Raw genomic sequence first — 19,352 nt, forward strand, 5'->3', positions numbered from 1 at the left:
TGCCACGCTCAAATCATGTCAATTGAAAAATTTACTTTAGAAAAAGTGCTTTCGGTTCATCGTTGGACCAACACCTTGTTTAGCTTCATTATGACCCGACCCGCGCATTTTAAATTTACTGCAGGGCAGTTTGCACGTATCGGGTTAAAAGTGGGCGATGAATTGGTAGTACGTGCTTATTCGGTGGTGTCATCACCCTTTGATGAAACTTTAGAGTTTTTCTCAATTGTCGTGCCAGATGGTGCGTTTACTTCTAACTTGCAGCACCTTCAAGTGGGGGATGAGCTGTACTTGGAAAAAATCCCTTATGGTTTTTTGACCTTGGCGCGTTATCAATTGCCTGCCCCACACGATTTATGGTTACTGGCCACAGGTACAGGTCTTGCACCGTTTTTATCCATGCTGCAAGATTTTGAAACATGGACAAAATATCAACATATTTATTTGGTTTATAGCGTGCGTACCGAAGCTGAATTGGCTTATGTCGATAAAATTCACGAGATTGCCGAAACTTTTGGCGAAGGGCATACAGGCTTTAAATTTATCCCAATTATCACTCGCGATCCTCAAGCTGATTTGCATGATCGTTTGCCTATATTAATTGCAAATGGTGAACTTGAACAGGCTGCGGGTAGTGTACTCAACCCTGAAACCAGCCATGTGATGTTATGCGGTAACCCTGCCATGGTCGATGACACCAAAGAAGCCTTAAAAGCGCGTGGTTTAAGCATGAACCGCCGTGGGGAAGGCAATATTGCAGTTGAAAATTATTGGTGAGGATGTGATGCAACTATTCAAATATCAACTGTTCAAATATATAGCCAGCGCAGGGCTGATGTTTATAGTCGCACAAACCGTACAGGCTGAAACGGTGGAAACTCAGGTTGCTGTGCAAGATCACGTACTCATTTATGATGGGCCACTTAGCCCTGAAGCCAACGCACGTGCAGCGGAATTACTCAAACAGTCAGATAAGATTGATACCTTAAAAATCAACAGCCGTGGTGGCGAGATCGGCTTAGGCATTGATTTGGGCAATTTGGTTTATGACCATCAACTGAATGTAGAAGTTGGACAATATTGTTTTTCTTCTTGTGCCAATTATGTATTTCCTGCGGGCAAAGTAAAATATTTAAACTTGCGTAGCCAGCTCGGTTGGCATGGCGGCAGTTTGCAAAAAATGCAATTTGAAAGTGCTGAAATGGAGCAAATGTATAATGAATATATTGGCCCAATCCGTGCAAAGGAAACCGCTTTTTTTCAGAAAATTAAAGTTCAGCAAAGCTCAACCATTGCAGGGCAGGCACCTGAATATGAAAAATATCAAGACTGTGTCGGTTGGCGCTATACATCTAAGAAAATGCGAAGTTTTGGCATAGATCAGGTGCGTTTTAAGCAGGTTTTGTGGCTGCCTAAATCGAGTTTTGAAAATAAATGTATTTTCACAATTCGCTAAAAATTGGTTGTTGAGGTGATCTTCACCATTCATATAAAAACCTCATCTACAACGCTGCAGATGAGGTTTTTGCTTGGTGCGATTCAATTTTGAAAGCAACTTTTGAACGCAATGCTTGAAAGTGACTCTTCAAAGAAATTAGTGCACAAACATATCCATATATTCGCGGATTTCCTGAATCGCGCTATCGACATCGCTACTTAGCCAAGTCGGTTCAAAAAAACCTGCATAATGCTCTAAGCGCTCTTGAGGAACCACCAAACGCACAGGACATTCTTCTTCAAGTAAGCGCCACGGTAAAATTGGCACTTCATTATCCAGAAATGCAGCAATGTTGCGAATATCAATGATCATGGCATTCACACAATCTGGAAATGGCATGACCGAAAATTCTTCGGTACGACGACGGAAATATTCCAAATCGCCCCATTTGAGCAGATAGCTGGGCTTGCTAAATTCAATAATACCAATGAGATGCCCATCACGGGTATAGTGCAAGGCACATTGATGAGTGACGTCAGTGTCAAGATCAAGCGATACACTTTGTTGACGATACGCCATAAAGTTCAAAGTACACAAAAAAACGGTACGTGATTATAGCGCATTTCCCCGTGAGAGGCAGCTTTGTCGATATTGGGCAACATAGGTGGTACTTGAGGTATATTACATCTTTTCACCATCTTGCTATGTATTGTCACACAATAAGCGTGAGGAGCTTGTTAGTATGAAAATTCATCAGATAAATACATAAGTGAGGGGAACATGCCGCATGATTTCAATAAACCACCTCATGTAAACTCAGCTGAAGACATTAAGCGAAAAAAACGTATTCCAGTCTATATGCTTCTACTGGTGGGAATCTTTTTATTGGCATTGCTGATTTACATGATGGCGGATCGCAATCCGAGTCCGAGCGAAGCACCTCCTGGACATCCTAATCCAACCGTACAACAAGCAACGCCAAATAGCACGACAACGGGCACAGCTGGAGATGAAGCACGTGCAGAGGACAGCAATACTGCAACAGCAACAGATCGGTAGTTTAGCCTAAGCGTCAAAAAATCGTATTTACAAATTCAGCCTTGCCTAGATGCAGGGCTTTTTTGTGGATTTTCGCAAGGTTTATTATCCCTCCTTTGTAGAATTGTTGCGATTCTGCATCCCAAGGTTGAATAAAAAATATGCAAATTCTATGGTGGGTAGAGCTTTACTCAATAATTTGAATCGATAAAAAGCAGTTTTGCGCTGTAGTGCAAACCTAAAAATGAAGCTAATCACCATGAGGATTAAACAAGATGAATGATTATTTTAATGGGAACCTACATGGCAGAGGTTTTGATGCCATGTATTATTGGGAGCAATTTCAACCCATTTTAGCTGCAGTCGCAATTTTACTTGTCGGGTGGGTGATTGCATTATTGGTTGCGGGTGGAATTAAAAAGGTTCTACAAAAATTAGGTACCGATCAAAAATTATCAAATGCAACGGGGCATCGTTCAAATATTGAAGTGATTGTGTCGCGGGTCGTGTTTTGGGTGATTTTAATTATTGCGGTCATTGGTGCGCTGAATGTGTTGAATCTGACCAGTGTCAGTGGGCCATTCAGTAATATGATTCAGCAGTTCTTACTGTTTATTCCTTCTTTACTGGCTGCTGTAGCCGTTGCTTTTATTGGGTGGATTTTGGCAAATCTGGTCAAAGTGGGGATGCAAAAACTGTTGGCACGTACTCAGTTGGATGAAAAACTCAGCGCCGATGTGGGTGTGAGTGGCTTAAGTCAAAATATCAGTGAAATTGTTTATTGGCTGATTTTATTGCTGTTCTTGCCAATTGTGCTGTCAATTTTAGGCTTAAACGGTCTGTTGTTCCCTGTGCAAAACATGGTGAATGAAGTTGTGCTGTATTTACCGAACATCTTCATTGCAGGCGTGATTGTTTTTGTCGGATACATTCTGGCAAAAATTGTTCGTGGCATTGTCGAAGGTTTATTAGGCAGCCTGAATATTCAACAGCATGCTGAAAAAGTTGGCATTTTTAAAAATTCAAATTTACCTAAATTACTCGGTTCGTTTGTTTTCGCCTTGGTGATCATCACCGCCTTGATTATTGGTTTTGAGGCACTTGGAATTGAAGCCATTTCGCAGCCTGCGACAGCCATGCTGTATGAAATTATGAATGCGATCCCGCATATTATTGCGGCAGGTCTGATTCTTATTTTGGCTTATGTGGTGTCGCGTTTTGTAGCCAATATTGTGGTGGAAGTGGTTGCAGGTACAGGAGTCGATGATATTCCTGCCAAACTCGACTTACAGCGCTTTTTAGGTACGACTAAAATTTCATGTGTAGTCGGTTATCTGATTGTATTCTTTACCATGCTATTTGCGGTATCTGAAGCGGCGAACCGTTTGGGCTTTGATCAAGTCAGCGGCTTGATTGCCATGTTTATCCAGTTTGGTGCAGATATCCTGTTGGGTGCTGTCATTTTGGTGGTGGGTTTCTGGCTCGCGAATTTGGTCGCCAAAGTGGTACAGCGCGGTGAATATAACAGCTCACGTTGGTTGGCAAACTTAGTCCGTATTTTAATTATGGGTTTGGTGGTAGCCATGGGCTTACGCGCGATGGGTATTGCCGACTCGATTGTGAACTTGGCCTTTGGTTTAACTCTCGGTTCTGTTGCAGTGGCTTTCGCACTTGCCTTTGGTTTAGGTGGTCGTCAACCTGCAGAGCGTGTGTTAACTGATTTGATTGATAAAGCTAAACGTGAGGCAAATCAACCGAATCCTTTGCACAAGACAGAAACGGCAACGTCAGCATCAAGTGTGATGACACCTATTGTATCTGAGCAGCCGCAAGCGTCTGTAAGTGATGTGACTACAACACCTGAAGCGGCAACTGATCATGCAGTGCCAGATACCTTAAAGGTTGATCCTGAACATCCACCAGTCAACAACCCATTTGGTTCGACAGGTGAGGCTGAACCTGATGTCGATGAACATCCAAAAAATGACCCGAAATAACCTATTCAAATTTTGATTTGAATCGCTAAGATAATCGGCCAATCACCGTATTGGTCGATTTCTTTTCGGTATTTATTAAAAAAGAGGAAAGACTAATGTCCAAATCAGTACCCAATAAGTTTTTTGCCCCAATAGTGATTGCTGGCATCACCATCGGTTTTTTTGTTGCCGCTTATAAGTTTGTCTTTGCTAAACCAGAAGCAACGGCAAAATCAACTGAAAATGTTGATAAAAATCACCCAAAGGAGGATAGACTAAGCTCTTAAATTATGTTAAAAATTAATCAACTTTGGCAGGAATGAGCCAAAGACTGATTTGGATAAATCAGATCAATAACTTGGAAAGCTTGATGAGGGTTTAAGGGAAAAATAAAAAACTTGGGTTTTAACCAAGCTGAAATATTTGAGTCTTAAAATTCGCGCAAGGATGACAATAATGAGAGAAATCAATATGCTAAACAAATTACGTATCAGTTTAAAAGTTCAAGTGGCAAATTCGTTACCTATGCATCAACAAAATGCTGTGCTTAAAATGCAGCAAACTGAATCACGTTTGGCAAATACGCCAAAATTGGTATTATTTCGTACCGATTATTTAGAATAAAATAACAGGATTCACGTATTGCTAAGTCTTTATAGTACGTGACGGTGTTAAAGAAAAAGCCAGTTTAGAAAAAACTGGCTTTTGTCATTTTGCAATTTGATCGGCAAGATCAATATTATTCTGTTTAGACTAGAATCATTTTTATCACATTCATTTGTTTGCATGTTTCATCTAAAAGCAAACTTAAACATACTCCGATGCCGCATGTGCAGATGACCACGCCCATTGGAAATTATAGCCGCCCAAATGTCCTGTTACATCTAAGACTTCTCCGACAAAATACAAGCCTTTTTGTTTTTTACTTTCCATGGTTTTAGAGGAAACTTCTTGGGTATCGACTCCGCCTAAAGTGACTTCGGCAGTACGATAACCTTCTGTGCCCGATGGTTTGACTTCAAAGGCATTTAAACGTGCTGCAATCTGTTCTAGTTTTTCATCACTGATATTGCCAATTGCCGTTTCAGAGAGCGTAGGCCAGATCAGTTGCTGCAATTCAGCCACTACACTTTTTGGCAAATGTTCGCTGAGCAAGGTGCGTAGTAAAACTTTAGGACTGCTTTGCTTTTTGTTTTTAAAAAAGTCATAGAGTTCTAAGTATGGCAAAAAGTTAATTTTAAAACTTTGTCCGACATCCCAATAATTAGAAAGCTGTAAGGCGCTTGGCCCACTCAAACCACGATGGGTAAATAGCAATGCTTCGGTAAAACTATTTAATGAATTTGATAAAGTCGCATCCACCGCATTACCGCTTAAACGTGTAGTGACTTCTTTAAAGCTGTCTGAGAAGGTAAAAGGCACTAAACCTGCACGGGTCGGGTAAACACGATGACCAAACTGTTTAGCAATTTCATAGCCAATTCCAGAGCCACCTAAAGTTGGAATAGATAAACCACCTGTGGCTACAACCACAGCGCTTGCTTGGAAATACCCTAAAGTCGTTGCAATTTGGAAACCTTGATCATCTAGGGCATTCACAGCTTTGACTTCACAATTAGTTTGAATATTGACCAGATTGGTTTTTTCACATTCGGCCAAGAGCATGGCTAAAATTTCTTTAGCGCCGTTTAAGGTGAATAATTGTCCGTGTTTACGTTCTTCATATTCAATGCCGTATTCGCAGACCAAACCAATAAAATCCCAGTTGGTATAACGGGTGAGAGCAGAAATGACAAAGTGTGGATTATGTGAAATATAATGGTTTGGCTCGACTTCTAAGTTGGTAAAGTTACATTTACCACCACCAGACATTAGAATTTTTTTGCCCACTTTATTGGCCTTTTCCAGTACCACAACCGAACGCCCACGTTTGCCTGCTTCAGCAGCCAACATCAAGCCTGATGCACCTGCACCTAAAACAACAACATCAACCTGATGAACCATGAGTATTACTCGGTAGACGAAAAGCGAGTAATTATAAAAGATTTGTGGGGGTTTTAATATACTTTAAGCTTTCCTTGCAACCCACCTGTATGAATGGCCAGGATTCGAGTGTGGGCAGGGAAATGATTGTGCTGGATTAAATCAAGAAGTCCCATCATCATTTTACCTGTATAAATGTGTTCGAGTGGAATTTGATATTTTTGCTCAAAATTTTGAATAAATTTCAATAATTCAGGTGTAGTTTTGGCATAGCCGCCACCACAATAGGCATCGGTTAAAGACCAATTGCTTTTATCGGTCCATTGTTGAATGTCCTGTTTGAGAAAATCACCTTTCAAGGCTGAAAACCCTAAAACTTGCTGTTGTTCCGAGCTACTTTCAATGATGCCCACAATTGTTCCACCAGTACCCACAGCACAACAAATTACGTCATAATTTTCTAAATCATCAGGGGAGAGGATTTCCTGTGTCCCTTGAATGGCAAGGGAATTGCTTCCACCCTCTGGAATAATAAAGGCTTGAGGATATTGCTGTTGAAGTTGTTGTAAATATTCCACTTCATGGCGCAGACGATATTCGGCTCGGCTGACAAAATGCAGTTGCATGCCAAAATCTTGCGCTGTTTGTAGGGTAGGATTTAAGTCTTGGGTCGCAAGTTCTTGACCACGAATGATGCCAATACTTTGAAAGCCAAAGCGTTGAGCTGCATAAGCCGTTGCTGCAATATGATTGGAAAATGCACCGCCAAAAGTGAGGACTTGAGAAAAACCTTGCTGTTGTGCTGCCAAGAGGTTGTATTTAAGTTTAAAAAACTTGTTGCCCGAAATCTGGGGATGAATCTGATCAAGGCGTTTGATGGTTAGTTGAACAGGCTGGGGAAGTTCTAATGTTTGATAAGGGGTAGGAAAAGCAATGTGATCAAACATTTTTTGCGAACGAGAAATGAATTTGACCACATTGTAAATGTATTTGATTGAGAATGTCAGTGTTGGTTTATGAGTCGGTATCCACCGACGTGATCACCGACATACCAGGGCTTAGATTTTCGATCCCTTTTTAATTCGGATCAATGGTGATACGTACCGCTATACGTTGAACGACTTTGGTAAAATTTCCTGTGGGATTGTCAGGTTTAAGTACACTGAACTCTGAACCCGCAGCGGGGGAAATCTGTTCCACATGGCCTGGTTCATTGAGCAATGTCCAAACAATAGGTATCGCTATTCCACGATAGACGATGGCTAACATCAAGATATTGATATCTCGTTTTCCCCATTTCCAGTTGGTTCTATCCAAAGTTAATTGGACTTTATCGAATAAAAATATATTGAAAATTAACTGAGAAATTTGACGATAATCGAAATACTGATCTGCAAAGAAGCGTTGTATACATCGATAAAAATGATTGTGGTAAGCACGTGATGGGTAAGGCTTTAAATGCAGAAGAAAGATTACATGTCTGTTTTACAATTAATGCCAGCATAATCAGTGTAAAACATTTTACATGTGACTTGTTCAACTTTAGATATTTGTTTAAGATGAGATGTAACTCATTGAAATGTATCATCATATTCGTCGTCAGAAAACAAGTATTATGCCATTATTTCAATGAGTTATCTTTTTTTGTCGTGTACAAAGATCGTTTTATCAAAGTAAGTTGAATAACCATAGGGCAGCAATTTACCCTATGGCTTTTTAAAATTTAATGAAAAACTGCTTCCAAAGCATTTAAGCCAACTTTAGGATCGAGTAAACCATTGTAAATCTCTGGAATTTCACGTTCGACACCTAAGAGCTGATAAATGGCAATCATGGCACAACGTACGGAATATTCCACAGTGAAAACCACATCATCTTCAAGCTCTACGAATTGACCTAAGAAAGCAAAGTTGACTGCATTTTCTGGAATGACCAATGGGCGATCACCTGCTTTACGACATGCAAATAGGGCAGAGGCATAAGGCATCATTACTGTGGTAATGTCAGTATGTGCCAACACATGATCCAAAATGTCATCGAAACCAAGTTGATGAATCAACTCAATTAAAATTTCTTGACCCGTCGCTTCACTCATCGGTTTTTTAATGTAATCGCCGATATGGTCAATTTCAAAACCATAACCCCATAAGGTGAATTTACCTTCTGGTAAGTCAGCAAAATGCGGTTGAGCTGGAACGACCACAGATAGATGCCAACCAGATTCAAACCAAGTCATGAGTGCACCTGTACCCGGTTCATTTCCTGTGTAATCAATAATCCGTTTTAGCAGCACATCATCATGCATGGTGAGCGTAAAGGATTTCCATTTATGCTCATCAATGTTGCCATAGAAGGTCATTGGACGACCAAAATCAGGAGCTTTTTGAGCCAATGTTTCCCACAAACGCCAGCCATGATCTTGTCGATCACGAATCAGCTCAGGAACATCGAATTTATCGCCATAACGTGAATCAGCCGTAATCGAACCTAAAGTAAAGAGCGCAAGATCATGCTCACCCAGTTGAATTTGTTCAGTGCCTTCTGGAATGTTGACATAAAGTTGGGTTGCCTTACGTTCCTTCGTTTGGGCATCTTCGACAAAGTCTGCATCTGTGACATAACTACCGAAACGAACATCAACGCCTTGTTCCACCAACCAGCGTTGTAGAGGATGAATCATTGAATCATATTGATTGTATTTAGTTCGTTTCACACCTGCTAAGGTATGGATGCGTGGTAATTCTTGAATGAAACGTAGAAAATAACGGCGTAATTCCGCTGCGCTATGCCATTTTTGAAAGGCAAACGTGGTTCGCCACATCCGCCAAAAATTACTTTGGAAAAATGCATCATCAAAAAATTCATCAATACGGCGACTACCGATACGATCTTCTTTTAATGCCAGTAGACGTAACATTTGAGCACGGTTGAGCGTTGATAATCCCAATTTTTGAGCTTCTGCAATAATATGATTTGAGTCGATCAAACGTGCTTGAGCATTGGTTTTAACTTGTTCGTTAAATTCACGACATTCTTCACGAACAGAAATGTCTGGATTTTCTAAAGATGGGATGCTTGAAAATAAATCCCAAGTACACAAATAAGTCTCATCAGTTAGCATACGTCCACCACGTGTGACCCATGCTTGGTTCGGATTAAGCGGATTATGTCCACCATCCATCGAACCACCAGAAACATTCAATTCTTCTAAAATATGGATATGTTCAGCTGGCACTTTAGCATCACGAATCGCAAAAGCAGCAGCAGCCATACCAGCTATGCCTCCACCTACAATCCAAAGATGTGATTTAGAGCGGTCTAATGTTTTCAGTCTTTTATTTTGCATCTGATGTGCCTCGTTTGTAGTTCTAAAGAAAATTAAAGCCGTAATTTTATTATGGGATTATATGTTTTAAAAATATATGAAAGTTCTGCTAAAAATCGATGATAAATTATTATCAGAAAAAAACTTTAATAGAAAAAAAGGATGCACAATAAAATTTTACTGTTCATATGCTATGTTTTAACTGTTTGATATTGAAATTAAATTGAGTTTTTACTCTATTTTTGGTTTTTTTAATAAATATCAAATTGCTTGAAAAATCCTTAAATTTATAAACATAAATCAAAAAAATTATATCTTCTATTATTGTTTTTTAAGTAAAATAAATAATTGAAAATTATTCTAATCTTGAGGTCTATCTTGGAATCATTATTGATTTTAGGCTCTATTGCTTTGGCATTAATGTTGGGGGCAATTAGTCCTGGGCCTACCTTTATTTATGTGGCAAAAAATTCGATAGCCATTTCACGTAAGCATGGTTTATTTACGGCTTTAGGCACGGGTACGGGTGCCGCAATTTTTGGTTTATTGGCGGTGATGGGGTTGCAGGCTATTTTATTGGCAGTGCCTTCAGCATATTTTCTGCTTAAAATTTGTGGTGGTTTATATTTGTTGTTTTTGGCTTATAAAATTGTGAAGCATGCCAAAGCGCCTATTCAAACCAATCTTGCACATGGACAGCAAATGTCACTGCGCCGTGCGTTTACTACAGGTTTAATTACGCAGTTATCTAACCCTAAAATTGCAATTGTCTTGGCGAGTATTTTTACGGCTTTGTTGCCTAAAGAAATTCCGAACTATTTTTATGTGGTGCTGCCAATTCTGTGTTTTTTTATTGATGCAGGTTGGTGTTCATTGGTTGCAGTGGCTTTGTCTGCAGAAAAACCGCGTCAGGCTTATATTAAGTTTAAGGCTATTTTTGACCGTGCAGCAGGGGCGGTCATGACAGTATTGGGATTAAAGTTAATTTTTGGGATGAAGTGATTTATTTGTGTAGATACCTATGCCTTTTGGGAGAAGATTGGGATGAGGGTATTCTAATAATTAAAATGTTTGCCTTACTTTTAAAGGATCAAAAGTAACAAAAATCCTTTGTTCGTTAGAGGGCACGTCCGTGTGCCTAACGAACAGGCTACATCCATGTCACCTTTCTGTGCGTTAGTACTTAAATCAATATTCATCCTCTTCGAATTTGATAGATGGAAAGTAATGTTTAGGGTCATATCCGTCACAATATTCAAATGGAATATTTTTAATAAAATCATATTTATTTATAAAATTATTTTGGAGCCATTTTTTTCCAAAACGCGATAAAACATTGAAAAAAGGATATAAAGCTCAGGGTTTGAAAGTTGAGCACGGTAAATTTTTATTAACTCGTATTTTTCAAAATCACTTAGGATTGTTGATTCATCTACTATTTTTATAGCATTATACATATTTCTAAAATAAGAGCTTAAATGAGTTTGATTGGTTTTCAATAAGCAGCCTCTAAAATCCTTTTCCATTAACCTTTTCTGAATTTTAATAACTAATTCTTCATTAAATCCATTATACCTTGATAGTTTATTTACTATAAATGTCGTCCAACTTCCCTCTATACCAAAGTAAAAAATAACGTATGAGATATCTAATATTTGTGATTTATTGAGTTGGAGATTTTCTTGTACAGAAATTTCTTGAATCGTTTCTAAAATTCGTTTGAACTGAATTTTGAAGGTTACAAAAGCCTTTTTCCCTTCTTTTGGTGGGTGTTGCGGATTGGTATTGGGTAAAGAAATATTTATCAAATGTTGGTTGTGATAATCAATCATTTTAAAAAAATTAGACTTTAAATTATTTTTCTGTGCTTCATCTTTTTGATTAATAATTGTATAAATCAAGAGGAATATGCTTGATGCACTTAAGAGAGTACCTATAACTCCTCCATACAAATTACCTAAAGAAGCTCCTAAATTTGGATCAATCAAGGAGGTTACTCCAATTTGAAAAGCTTTGTTGGTAAAAATAAAATAGGTAGCTAGCAAACTAATAATTATCAAGACTATTGGTAGAACTAAGCAAAAAAACTTTATCCATCTATTCATTATTTATAACTATAAAAAAACCCCACTAAAATATAGCAGGGCTTTTTATCAGTGTCTAAAAATTAAGACACTTTATCACCCGGTTTTGCGCCAGATTCAGGTGAAATCACCCAAACACCTTCGCCATTACCCGCAGCAAGTACCATACCGTTAGAAATACCAAAACGCATTTTACGAGGTGCAAGGTTAGCCACCATCACCACCAATTTGCCTTTTAAATCTTCTGGTTGATAAAATTCACGAATACCACTAAACACATTACGTGGCTCAGCTTCACCTACATTTAAAGTTAATTGAAGCAGTTTGTCTGAACCTTCAACGGTTGCAGCCTCTAAAACTTCTGCAACACGTAAATCAATTTTGACAAAGTCATCAATCGTGATAATTTCCGCTTCACCGACTTTTGGTTCTGCTTTTTTCTCTTTGGCTTTTTCTTTTTTCTTTTCCGTTTTTGGTGCTTCAACAGGTGCGGCTAAAGAATCTTTAGATGCATCTACCATTGCAGCTACCGCTTTCGGATCAACACGTTGCATGAGTGGTTGGAACAACGCAATTTCATGACCGACTAAAACAGTTTTACGTGATTCAAAGTTAAAGCTATCTAACTGTAAGAAGGCTTGAACTTGTTCAGCCAAGGTTGGCAGTACAGGCGCAAGATAAATCGCCAATTGACGGAATAGGTTAATCCCTACAGAACATACGTCATGAACTTGCTGTTCTTCGCCTTCAATTTTGGCTAAAGCCCAAGGCTTTTTCTCATCAATATATTGGTTGGCGCGGTCAGCAAGCGCCATAATTTCACGAATTGCCGCAGAGAATTCACGCTCTTCGTATGCTTTGGCAATCGAGTCACCTGCAGCAATAAAGCTTTGTACTAACTCAGGTTCAGCGCAGTTTGCACTTAATTTGTTATCAAATTTGGTGTTGATGAATTTGGCACAACGGCTGGCAATATTTACCACTTTACCCACAAGATCAGAGTTTACTTTCTGCACAAAATCATCCAGATTTAAGTCAGAGTCTTCAACTTTATCAGACAGTTTTGATGCAAAGTAATAGCGTAAATATTCAGGATTTAAATGCTGTAAATACGTTTCTGCTTTAATAAATGTGCCGCGAGATTTCGACATTTTTTGACCATTTACAGTCAAGAAACCATTTACAAATAAACCTGTAGGCGTGCGATAACCCGCACCATCTAACATTGCAGGCCAGAATAAAGCGTGGAAATATACGATGTCTTTACCAATGAAGTGATAGACTTCTTTGTCTGAATCTTTTTTCCAGTAATCGTCAAAATTTAGGTCAGGGCGTTTGGTTTTTACGTAGTTTTCAAAACTCGACATATAACCAATTGGTGCATCAACCCATACATAAAAATATTTATTTGGTGCGTCTGGAATTTCAAAACCAAAATATGGTGCATCACGTGAAATATCCCAGTCATTCAAGCCATTTTCAAACCATTCATCTAATTTGTTGGCGATCGAAACTGGCAAACGACCTTCATCGCGTGTCCATTTTTGTAAGTATTCACCAAAATTAGGCAATTTAAAGAAGTAATGATCTGATGATTTTTCTACAGGCGTCGCACCGCTCAAAGTCGATTTTGGATTAATCAGCTCAGTCGCATTATAGGTTGTGCCGCAAACTTCGCAAGAATCGCCGTATTGATCTTCCGCTTTACATTTTGGGCAAGTGCCTTTAATAAAACGATCTGATAAGAACATGCCTTTTTCAGGGTCAAATAATTGCGTGACGGGACGGACAGCAATATTGCCTGCATCACGGTTTTTGACATAAATTTCGCTGGCACGTGCGCGGTTGGTGTCGCTATGCGTTGAATCATAATGATCAAAATGCACGCCAAAACCGTCAAAATCGCGAATGTGTTCTTGTTGCACATTGGCAATTTGCTGTTCAGGGCTAATCCCGTTGGCTTCGGCACGCAGCATGATTGCTGTACCATGCGCATCATCCGCACAGACATAAGTCACGTCATGTCCCATTGCACGCATGGCGCGAACCCAGATATCTGCCTGGATATAACCGAGTAAGTGACCCATATGGATCGGACCATTGGCGTATGGTAGGGCGTTAGTGACTAAAATTTGACGCACGGATATAACTCTCTCAAATAGGGACGATGCAATTCGGGCAATTTTACCTTAGATAGCACATAGATGCACAAGGGATTCCAGGAATTCTTTTCAAATCCGCTTAGAAGGCTAAATACAATATCGAAACAAGCTCTTGGTCTGCATTTGAAGATAAATCATGTCAAAAACCAAGCAATATACTCAGAATTAAGTATTTCAGTGATAGCACGACTTAACCTTATACTGAATTATCGTTACACTATCAAAATCGCGGTATTTCCAAACTTTGGAGTAAATCTATGTCTTGGCTTTCTTCACTTAAATCAGTTTTTTCACCTTCGCATACGGTGAATGAGGAAGCTATTCAGCACGTGCTACAAAGTTATATATTGCCTGAATCTGAACATGCTTTAAAAGATCGTATTTCTCAAGTGAATGTGCAAGGTGATATTCTGCAAATCACCATCAATACTTATCCTGAAGAAAAACAACATTTACAACAAATTCATGATGAACTGGCAGATGCTTTAGAAAAATGCGGCATTAAAGAACTGAATATGCATGTGATTCAGCAGAAATCTGGACAGAAAAAAGAAAGTTGTGGGCATCAACATGCTGAAGATGAAAGCTGCGCAACATCGACCACACAGACTGCAACATCTCATTTACCACCGGTGGTCGATGCTGCGGGCCAAAGTTCAATGCAAGAAGCCGATCCGAATAATCCACCGATTCAAAAAGCTGCGCCACACCAACGTGATGTGCCGAAACATCCGCGTATTCAAAACGTAATTTTGGTATCTTCAGGCAAAGGCGGGGTTGGAAAATCTACCACTACAGTAAATTTGGCTTTAGCTTTGCAAAAGCTCGGCTTAAAAGTTGGCGTATTGGATGCCGATATTTATGGTCCAAGTATTCCGACCATGCTCGGCAATGCAGGCAGAACCCCAATGATTGAAGCCGAGCAGTTTGTACCGTTGGATGCTTTTGGGATGCCTGTGTTATCCATCGGACATTTAACAGGTGACCACAATACACCTGTAGCGTGGCGTGGACCAAAAGCCACAGGTGCATTAATGCAGCTCTTTAATCAAACTTTATGGCCAGATTTAGATGTGTTGATGATTGATATGCCACCAGGAACGGGGGATATTCAATTGACACTTGCACAGCGTATTCCTGTAACGGGAGCGGTGATTGTGACTACACCACAAAATGTTGCCTTAATGGATGCTGTCAAAGGCATCGAACTATTTAATCGTGTGCAAATCCCTGTCATGGGCGTAATTGAGAATATGTCGACGCATATCTGCTCAAACTGTGGCTATGAAGAGCAAATTTTTGGTCAGGGCGGTGGCGATAAACTGGCAGAACAATATGACATTCCGTTGCTAGGACGTTTGCCTTTAAATGTTAGTATTCGTGAAAATGTCGATGCAGGCACACCGTCTGTAATTGCTGGCGATGATGCTGCAGACAGTTATATTGCGATTGCCCAACAGATAGCAAAAAAACTGCCTAAAGCTGAAAAAGATCATAATCGTATTTTTTAAGTGCGAATTGAAAAATAACAGTTATTGTTGCCTTATAAGTATTTCAATAGCTAGAAGCTACTTAGGATTAGTGTGCCTGTAAATGGGAAATGGCGGAAATTTAAATTATCTTGGCGCTTTAAAAGTAGCTAGTTTTCATTAATCTGGTTTTCAGTTAAAGTACAGCACAGTTTAAACATTCATATTTTGGATAGAAAATAAATGGCAATTAAGTCTGATCGTTGGATTCGCGAAATGAGCGAAAAACACGGCATGATTGAACCGTATGCAGAAAACCAAGTTCGCTTTGACGAAAATGGCGAGAAACTCATTTCTTATGGTGTTTCTAGCTATGGTTATGACGTACGTTGTGCACGTGAATTTAAAGTCTTTACCAATGTTCACTCAGCAATTGTCGATCCAAAAAACTTTGATGAAAAAAGTTTTATCGATATTGAATCAGATGTGTGCATCATTCCGCCAAACTCGTTTGCCTTGGCGCGTACCGTTGAATATTTCCGTATTCCACGCAATGTATTGACAGTATGCTTAGGTAAATCGACCTATGCGCGTTGCGGTATTATTGTGAATGTCACGCCACTCGAACCCGAGTGGGAAGGTCATGTAACTTTAGAGTTTTCCAATACCACGAACTTACCTGCACGTATTTATGCGGGTGAAGGTGTGGCACAAATGCTGTTCTTTGAATCAGATGAAGTTTGTGAAACCTCGTACAAAGACCGTGGTGGTAAATATCAAGGGCAGACGGGCGTGACCTTGCCTAAAGCATAAGTGATTAACCCATCACAATTTTTCTGTTGAACAAGCGAGCCAATGTGCTCGCTTTTTTTCATTCATCGGAAAGCTGTGCTGTTTAGCCAGTTTGTTTTGCATTTGCATAAATATTCAGCATAATTAAATATGAGAATGGTTTGGCATAATCACGTTTTTAAGGATAAAAACACTCAAATAAATAGCCAAGCTATAGATAAATAAAAGAAAGATGCGGAGCATCAGATAAAAGGAAGGTCGAGATGACTGAACACGCAATTACTTACCCTTTTCGTAAGCATTGCTTAGCCACTGCGATAGGCTTACTTTTGGCGAATCCGAGTTATGCTTTACAAGCACTCTCCGATGACTCTTTGTCAAATACCACAGGCGAAGGGGTTGCTTTAGTCCTTGATGACTTCAAAATGGTGTTTCAGCAACCGAATGATCTATCTACAGGGTCGAGCTATACACGTGGCTTAGAAAACCCTAGTCAATATGATACGGGCTTTATTCGTATTATCCCGACGGGGGAGAATTATGTGCAGTTGGCAGAAAGTGCATACCATACGGTTTATAACAATACTTATAATCAAAGTGTTTTAAAAGGTAAGGCTGAGCATAAATATAACGAAACTTACCGTTCAACTTATGAACAAACCTATACAAATCAATATTCAACTTTGTATCAAGAATATACTAAAAATATTAAAGCTGATGTTGACGCGAAAAAAGAAACATTTACATTTGATGTTCGTGAAGGTTTTTTTAATAATGAGACGCTCAAGAATTATTACAATCAGCGTCTTGCGGATTATATGGATGGTACTTGGGGAAAGATTGGAGCTAGTTTAGCAAAAGATGGGACAACAGCATATGATATGAATGCTTTTTTTGTGAATGAGAAAAAAGCAAAAGAATATGCTATTACAAACACTTATGAAATGCTTGATCTTTTATATGGGAGTCGGTCGGCAGAAGCTAATAATGATTTATTGAATTCTGATTTTTATAAAGGGCTTAGCAACTTCACTCGAGCAGACCAAGTTGGTTCACAAGTAGCCACATTAATACAGGCTGAAATAACCAAAGAAACAGCATCGGCTGATATTCGGGCTAAATATAATGCGAGTCAACTTGCAGAAGATACAGCCAAGTCTGCTGTGGCAGAAATTTATGCTCAAATTATACAATCGGCTGAACAGGCAGCGGCAATTGCTGCATCGGGTTCTCCTGTGCAATCATTAAGAACCAAAGCAGATGTCTTTATTTATGGTTTAGCCTTATCTAAAAGTGATAACTCATTAAGCAGTCGTTATAGCAATCAAGGCTTTAACTGGGGTTCAGCAGATAACCCATGGTTATTCCGTGCAGGCACAGAAAAAGTTAAACAATTTAAAAATGTAGAAAAAGATGTTGGTTATTTAGCACTAGAGGCACCACTCGCAACTACTACGCCAACTGAAAGTGATAATAATATTAAACTGGGCTTTTGGACTGATATTTTTTCACGTCAGTTGAACTCAAGTGCAGAGGTGGATCCAAGCACTGGGGCGCCAAAATCTGGTTTAGATAAAGAGCACCGTTTACGTACTCAGTTTGTTGCCAATGGTTTAAGTCTAAATGGTTCACAGACCCGAATATTTCAGACTTTAGACTCGGATAACCCAAATCATCATCAAACCTTGGGTATGGCAAGTGTATTGCGTTTAAATACCAATGATAATCCTGCGAATTTAAGTTTCACAGATTCAAACTTAGACAGTAAAGGGATCCGCATTAGTACAGCAGCGAAATCAGATACTTTGGATGGAACGGCGGTCACACCAGCAATAGATGGTTCATTGGCACCAGTTTTTCATGATACAGAGGGTTTGTATTTATACAGTCCGAATATCAATTTAGTTTTAGGGAATATGTATCAGCCTTTTGTGGTTGGTTCTGAGGGCAATAATATTGTGCTAGAAGTAACACGTATTCCGAATGTTCCTGAAATTTACAATAAAATTTATCAAAATTATGAAGATGGAAAGGGTGGGTATTTAGGTTCTACAGCATTTACAGGTTCTACCTGTAATGTGGTGAGTTGTGGCACACCGCTAAAAGCCAATGTCAATGACAGTGCTGCGATGTATCAAGGACGTAATGCGACGCATAGTAGTATTGCAATTGGTACTGTAGAACGCTTGCCAAATAATATGTTGCGTGCCAAAGATCATACGGATGCCACAGGTGTTGTATTTAAGGGTGTAGATGGTACTGCTAAGAATCTAGGTTCAGTTGCAATAGATGGTGTGCTGATTCAGCACCTTAAATTTAAAACAACAGGTCTATAAAAGGAGAATCATCATGTTGAAAAAACTGTCTTGTATTGCATTGATGTGTAGTCCTTTGACCCATGCCAATTTAATTGCACTGGAAAATCATGAATTAACGCAGGCTACTGGTCAAGGTGGAGCAGACCTCAGTTGGACGTTATCGTTAAACCATGAATATGCCGAAAATTTAGAACTCAGCAATATTTCTAAATTTAATGGTGGGACTAAACCTACAGAAGTTTATTATCGCTATAGTAAAAATTGTGCTGACAATAATGTGCTTTGTCGTTTAGCCATTGCACCCAATAACCATGAAGATAATAACGGCAATAAAAAATGGTTGGTATTTAAACAAATTCAGGGCACCATACAAATAGATAAATTTTCTTTAGATGGCACGACTATTATTAATCATAAAAATGACCCACAAACGGCAATGCAGCTTAAGTTTTATGATGATAAGCCATTAAAAATAAGAAATTTGGGTTTTGCAACCATGGCGATCGAAACAGGTACAGGGCAGGGAGCAAATGAAGGTTATGCAAATTCAGAGGTATATACCAAATTTCAAGGAAGAAATTATCAACAAGATGGTAGTTATAACTTAGTTCAGCAAGATGTACCTTTGTTTGATCAGGGCGCTGAAAAAGGATTTATGGGCTTAAATATTCACGGCAATATGCACATGTCTGGCAATGTGAAAATATTTAGCTACAACTGTACAGGTTCAGCAGCAAGTCGTTGTTGAATATAGGATTAAGTACAGT

General features: G+C 39.2%; 17 protein-coding genes and 2 pseudogenes. 11 read left to right on the forward strand and 8 right to left on the reverse strand.

The genetic code is table 11. The features are described 5' to 3' along the window. Nucleotides 1–15: 15 nt before the first annotated feature. The gene (locus FTV41_RS02310) at nucleotides 16–777 is read left to right on the forward strand and encodes a ferredoxin--NADP reductase (RefSeq protein ID WP_179988594.1); all 762 of its coding nucleotides are present in this window, start codon (nucleotides 16–18) and stop codon (nucleotides 775–777) included. Between the two features lie 7 nt (nucleotides 778–784). Beyond that, nucleotides 785–1,456: a hypothetical protein gene (locus FTV41_RS02315; protein ID WP_179996044.1), complete on the forward strand. Its 672-nt coding sequence runs from the start codon at nucleotides 785–787 to the stop codon at nucleotides 1,454–1,456. 138 nt (nucleotides 1,457–1,594) lie between these two features. Here FTV41_RS02315 and FTV41_RS02320 read toward each other — a convergent pair whose 3' ends face one another. Continuing rightward, complete coding sequence (locus FTV41_RS02320) at nucleotides 1,595–2,017, reverse strand: hypothetical protein (protein ID WP_004975486.1); 423 nt, start codon at nucleotides 2,015–2,017, stop codon at nucleotides 1,595–1,597. 201 nt (nucleotides 2,018–2,218) lie between these two features. Here FTV41_RS02320 and FTV41_RS02325 point away from each other — a divergent pair, with 201 nt between their 5' ends. From FTV41_RS02325 to FTV41_RS02340, 4 genes are all read left to right on the forward strand, one after another. Continuing rightward, the gene (locus FTV41_RS02325) at nucleotides 2,219–2,497 is read left to right on the forward strand and encodes a hypothetical protein (RefSeq protein WP_004975487.1); all 279 of its coding nucleotides are present in this window, start codon (nucleotides 2,219–2,221) and stop codon (nucleotides 2,495–2,497) included. A 254-nt stretch (nucleotides 2,498–2,751) separates the two neighbouring features. After that, nucleotides 2,752–4,473 carry a mechanosensitive ion channel gene (locus tag FTV41_RS02330; RefSeq protein ID WP_004975489.1) on the forward strand — a complete coding sequence of 574 codons (1,722 nt, stop codon included), beginning with the start codon at nucleotides 2,752–2,754 and terminating at the stop codon, nucleotides 4,471–4,473. A 95-nt stretch (nucleotides 4,474–4,568) separates the two neighbouring features. Beyond that, complete coding sequence (locus FTV41_RS02335) at nucleotides 4,569–4,739, forward strand: hypothetical protein (RefSeq protein ID WP_171501094.1); 171 nt, start codon at nucleotides 4,569–4,571, stop codon at nucleotides 4,737–4,739. Nucleotides 4,740–4,908: 169 nt separating this feature from the next. Next, on the forward strand, nucleotides 4,909–5,076 hold the full coding sequence (locus tag FTV41_RS02340; protein ID WP_004975492.1) for a hypothetical protein: 168 nt from the start codon (nucleotides 4,909–4,911) through the stop codon (nucleotides 5,074–5,076). 183 nt (nucleotides 5,077–5,259) lie between these two features. Here the strand turns inward: FTV41_RS02340 and FTV41_RS02345 are convergent, their stop codons facing one another. From FTV41_RS02345 to FTV41_RS02360, 5 genes and pseudogenes are all read right to left on the reverse strand, one after another. Beyond that, nucleotides 5,260–6,456, reverse strand: coding sequence for an NAD(P)/FAD-dependent oxidoreductase (locus tag FTV41_RS02345; RefSeq protein WP_167846177.1), 1,197 nt, complete (start codon nucleotides 6,454–6,456; stop codon nucleotides 5,260–5,262). Nucleotides 6,457–6,509: 53 nt separating this feature from the next. Next, a complete protein-coding gene (locus FTV41_RS02350) occupies nucleotides 6,510–7,382 on the reverse strand; it encodes a 1-aminocyclopropane-1-carboxylate deaminase/D-cysteine desulfhydrase (protein ID WP_104853251.1) in 873 nt (290 codons plus the stop codon). 67 nt (nucleotides 7,383–7,449) lie between these two features. Continuing rightward, a pseudogene (locus tag FTV41_RS02355) lies at nucleotides 7,450–7,641 on the reverse strand (HlyD family secretion protein); the annotation flags it as partial. Further along, nucleotides 7,636–8,023: pseudogene (locus FTV41_RS15080) on the reverse strand (IS4 family transposase); the annotation flags it as partial. The pseudogenes FTV41_RS02355 and FTV41_RS15080, both read right to left, overlap by 6 nt. 135 nt (nucleotides 8,024–8,158) lie before the next feature. Then, nucleotides 8,159–9,781 (reverse strand): oleate hydratase, encoded by a 1,623-nt coding sequence (locus FTV41_RS02360; RefSeq protein WP_087545413.1) that lies wholly within the window; start codon nucleotides 9,779–9,781, stop codon nucleotides 8,159–8,161. A gap of 357 nt (nucleotides 9,782–10,138) precedes the next feature. Between FTV41_RS02360 and FTV41_RS02365 the strand changes: the two genes are divergently transcribed. Continuing rightward, nucleotides 10,139–10,762 (forward strand): LysE family translocator, encoded by a 624-nt coding sequence (locus tag FTV41_RS02365; protein ID WP_096901823.1) that lies wholly within the window; start codon nucleotides 10,139–10,141, stop codon nucleotides 10,760–10,762. Between the two features lie 287 nt (nucleotides 10,763–11,049). On the opposite strand, the gene FTV41_RS02370 is transcribed toward FTV41_RS02365, so the two are convergent. Continuing rightward, nucleotides 11,050–11,748 (reverse strand): putative phage abortive infection protein, encoded by a 699-nt coding sequence (locus tag FTV41_RS02370; RefSeq protein ID WP_257221897.1) that lies wholly within the window; start codon nucleotides 11,746–11,748, stop codon nucleotides 11,050–11,052. Between the two features lie 179 nt (nucleotides 11,749–11,927). Next, nucleotides 11,928–13,985: a methionine--tRNA ligase gene (metG, locus tag FTV41_RS02375; RefSeq protein WP_179996045.1), complete on the reverse strand. Its 2,058-nt coding sequence runs from the start codon at nucleotides 13,983–13,985 to the stop codon at nucleotides 11,928–11,930. A 278-nt stretch (nucleotides 13,986–14,263) separates the two neighbouring features. Here metG and apbC point away from each other — a divergent pair, with 278 nt between their 5' ends. The 4 genes from apbC (at nucleotide 14,264) to FTV41_RS02395 (ending at nucleotide 19,333) form a co-directional block, all read left to right on the forward strand. Further along, complete coding sequence (gene apbC / locus FTV41_RS02380) at nucleotides 14,264–15,517, forward strand: iron-sulfur cluster carrier protein ApbC (RefSeq protein WP_179996046.1); 1,254 nt, start codon at nucleotides 14,264–14,266, stop codon at nucleotides 15,515–15,517. A 201-nt stretch (nucleotides 15,518–15,718) separates the two neighbouring features. Further along, nucleotides 15,719–16,288 (forward strand): dCTP deaminase, encoded by a 570-nt coding sequence (gene dcd, locus FTV41_RS02385; RefSeq protein WP_004975507.1) that lies wholly within the window; start codon nucleotides 15,719–15,721, stop codon nucleotides 16,286–16,288. Between the two features lie 242 nt (nucleotides 16,289–16,530). Further along, complete coding sequence (locus tag FTV41_RS02390; protein ID WP_179996047.1) at nucleotides 16,531–18,603, forward strand: hypothetical protein; 2,073 nt, start codon at nucleotides 16,531–16,533, stop codon at nucleotides 18,601–18,603. Nucleotides 18,604–18,616: 13 nt separating this feature from the next. After that, nucleotides 18,617–19,333: a hypothetical protein gene (locus FTV41_RS02395; protein WP_004975509.1), complete on the forward strand. Its 717-nt coding sequence runs from the start codon at nucleotides 18,617–18,619 to the stop codon at nucleotides 19,331–19,333. Nucleotides 19,334–19,352: the final 19 nt, after the last annotated feature.

Source organism: Acinetobacter sp. YH16051, from assembly GCF_013417135.1.
Lineage (GTDB): Bacteria > Pseudomonadota > Gammaproteobacteria > Pseudomonadales > Moraxellaceae > Acinetobacter > Acinetobacter towneri.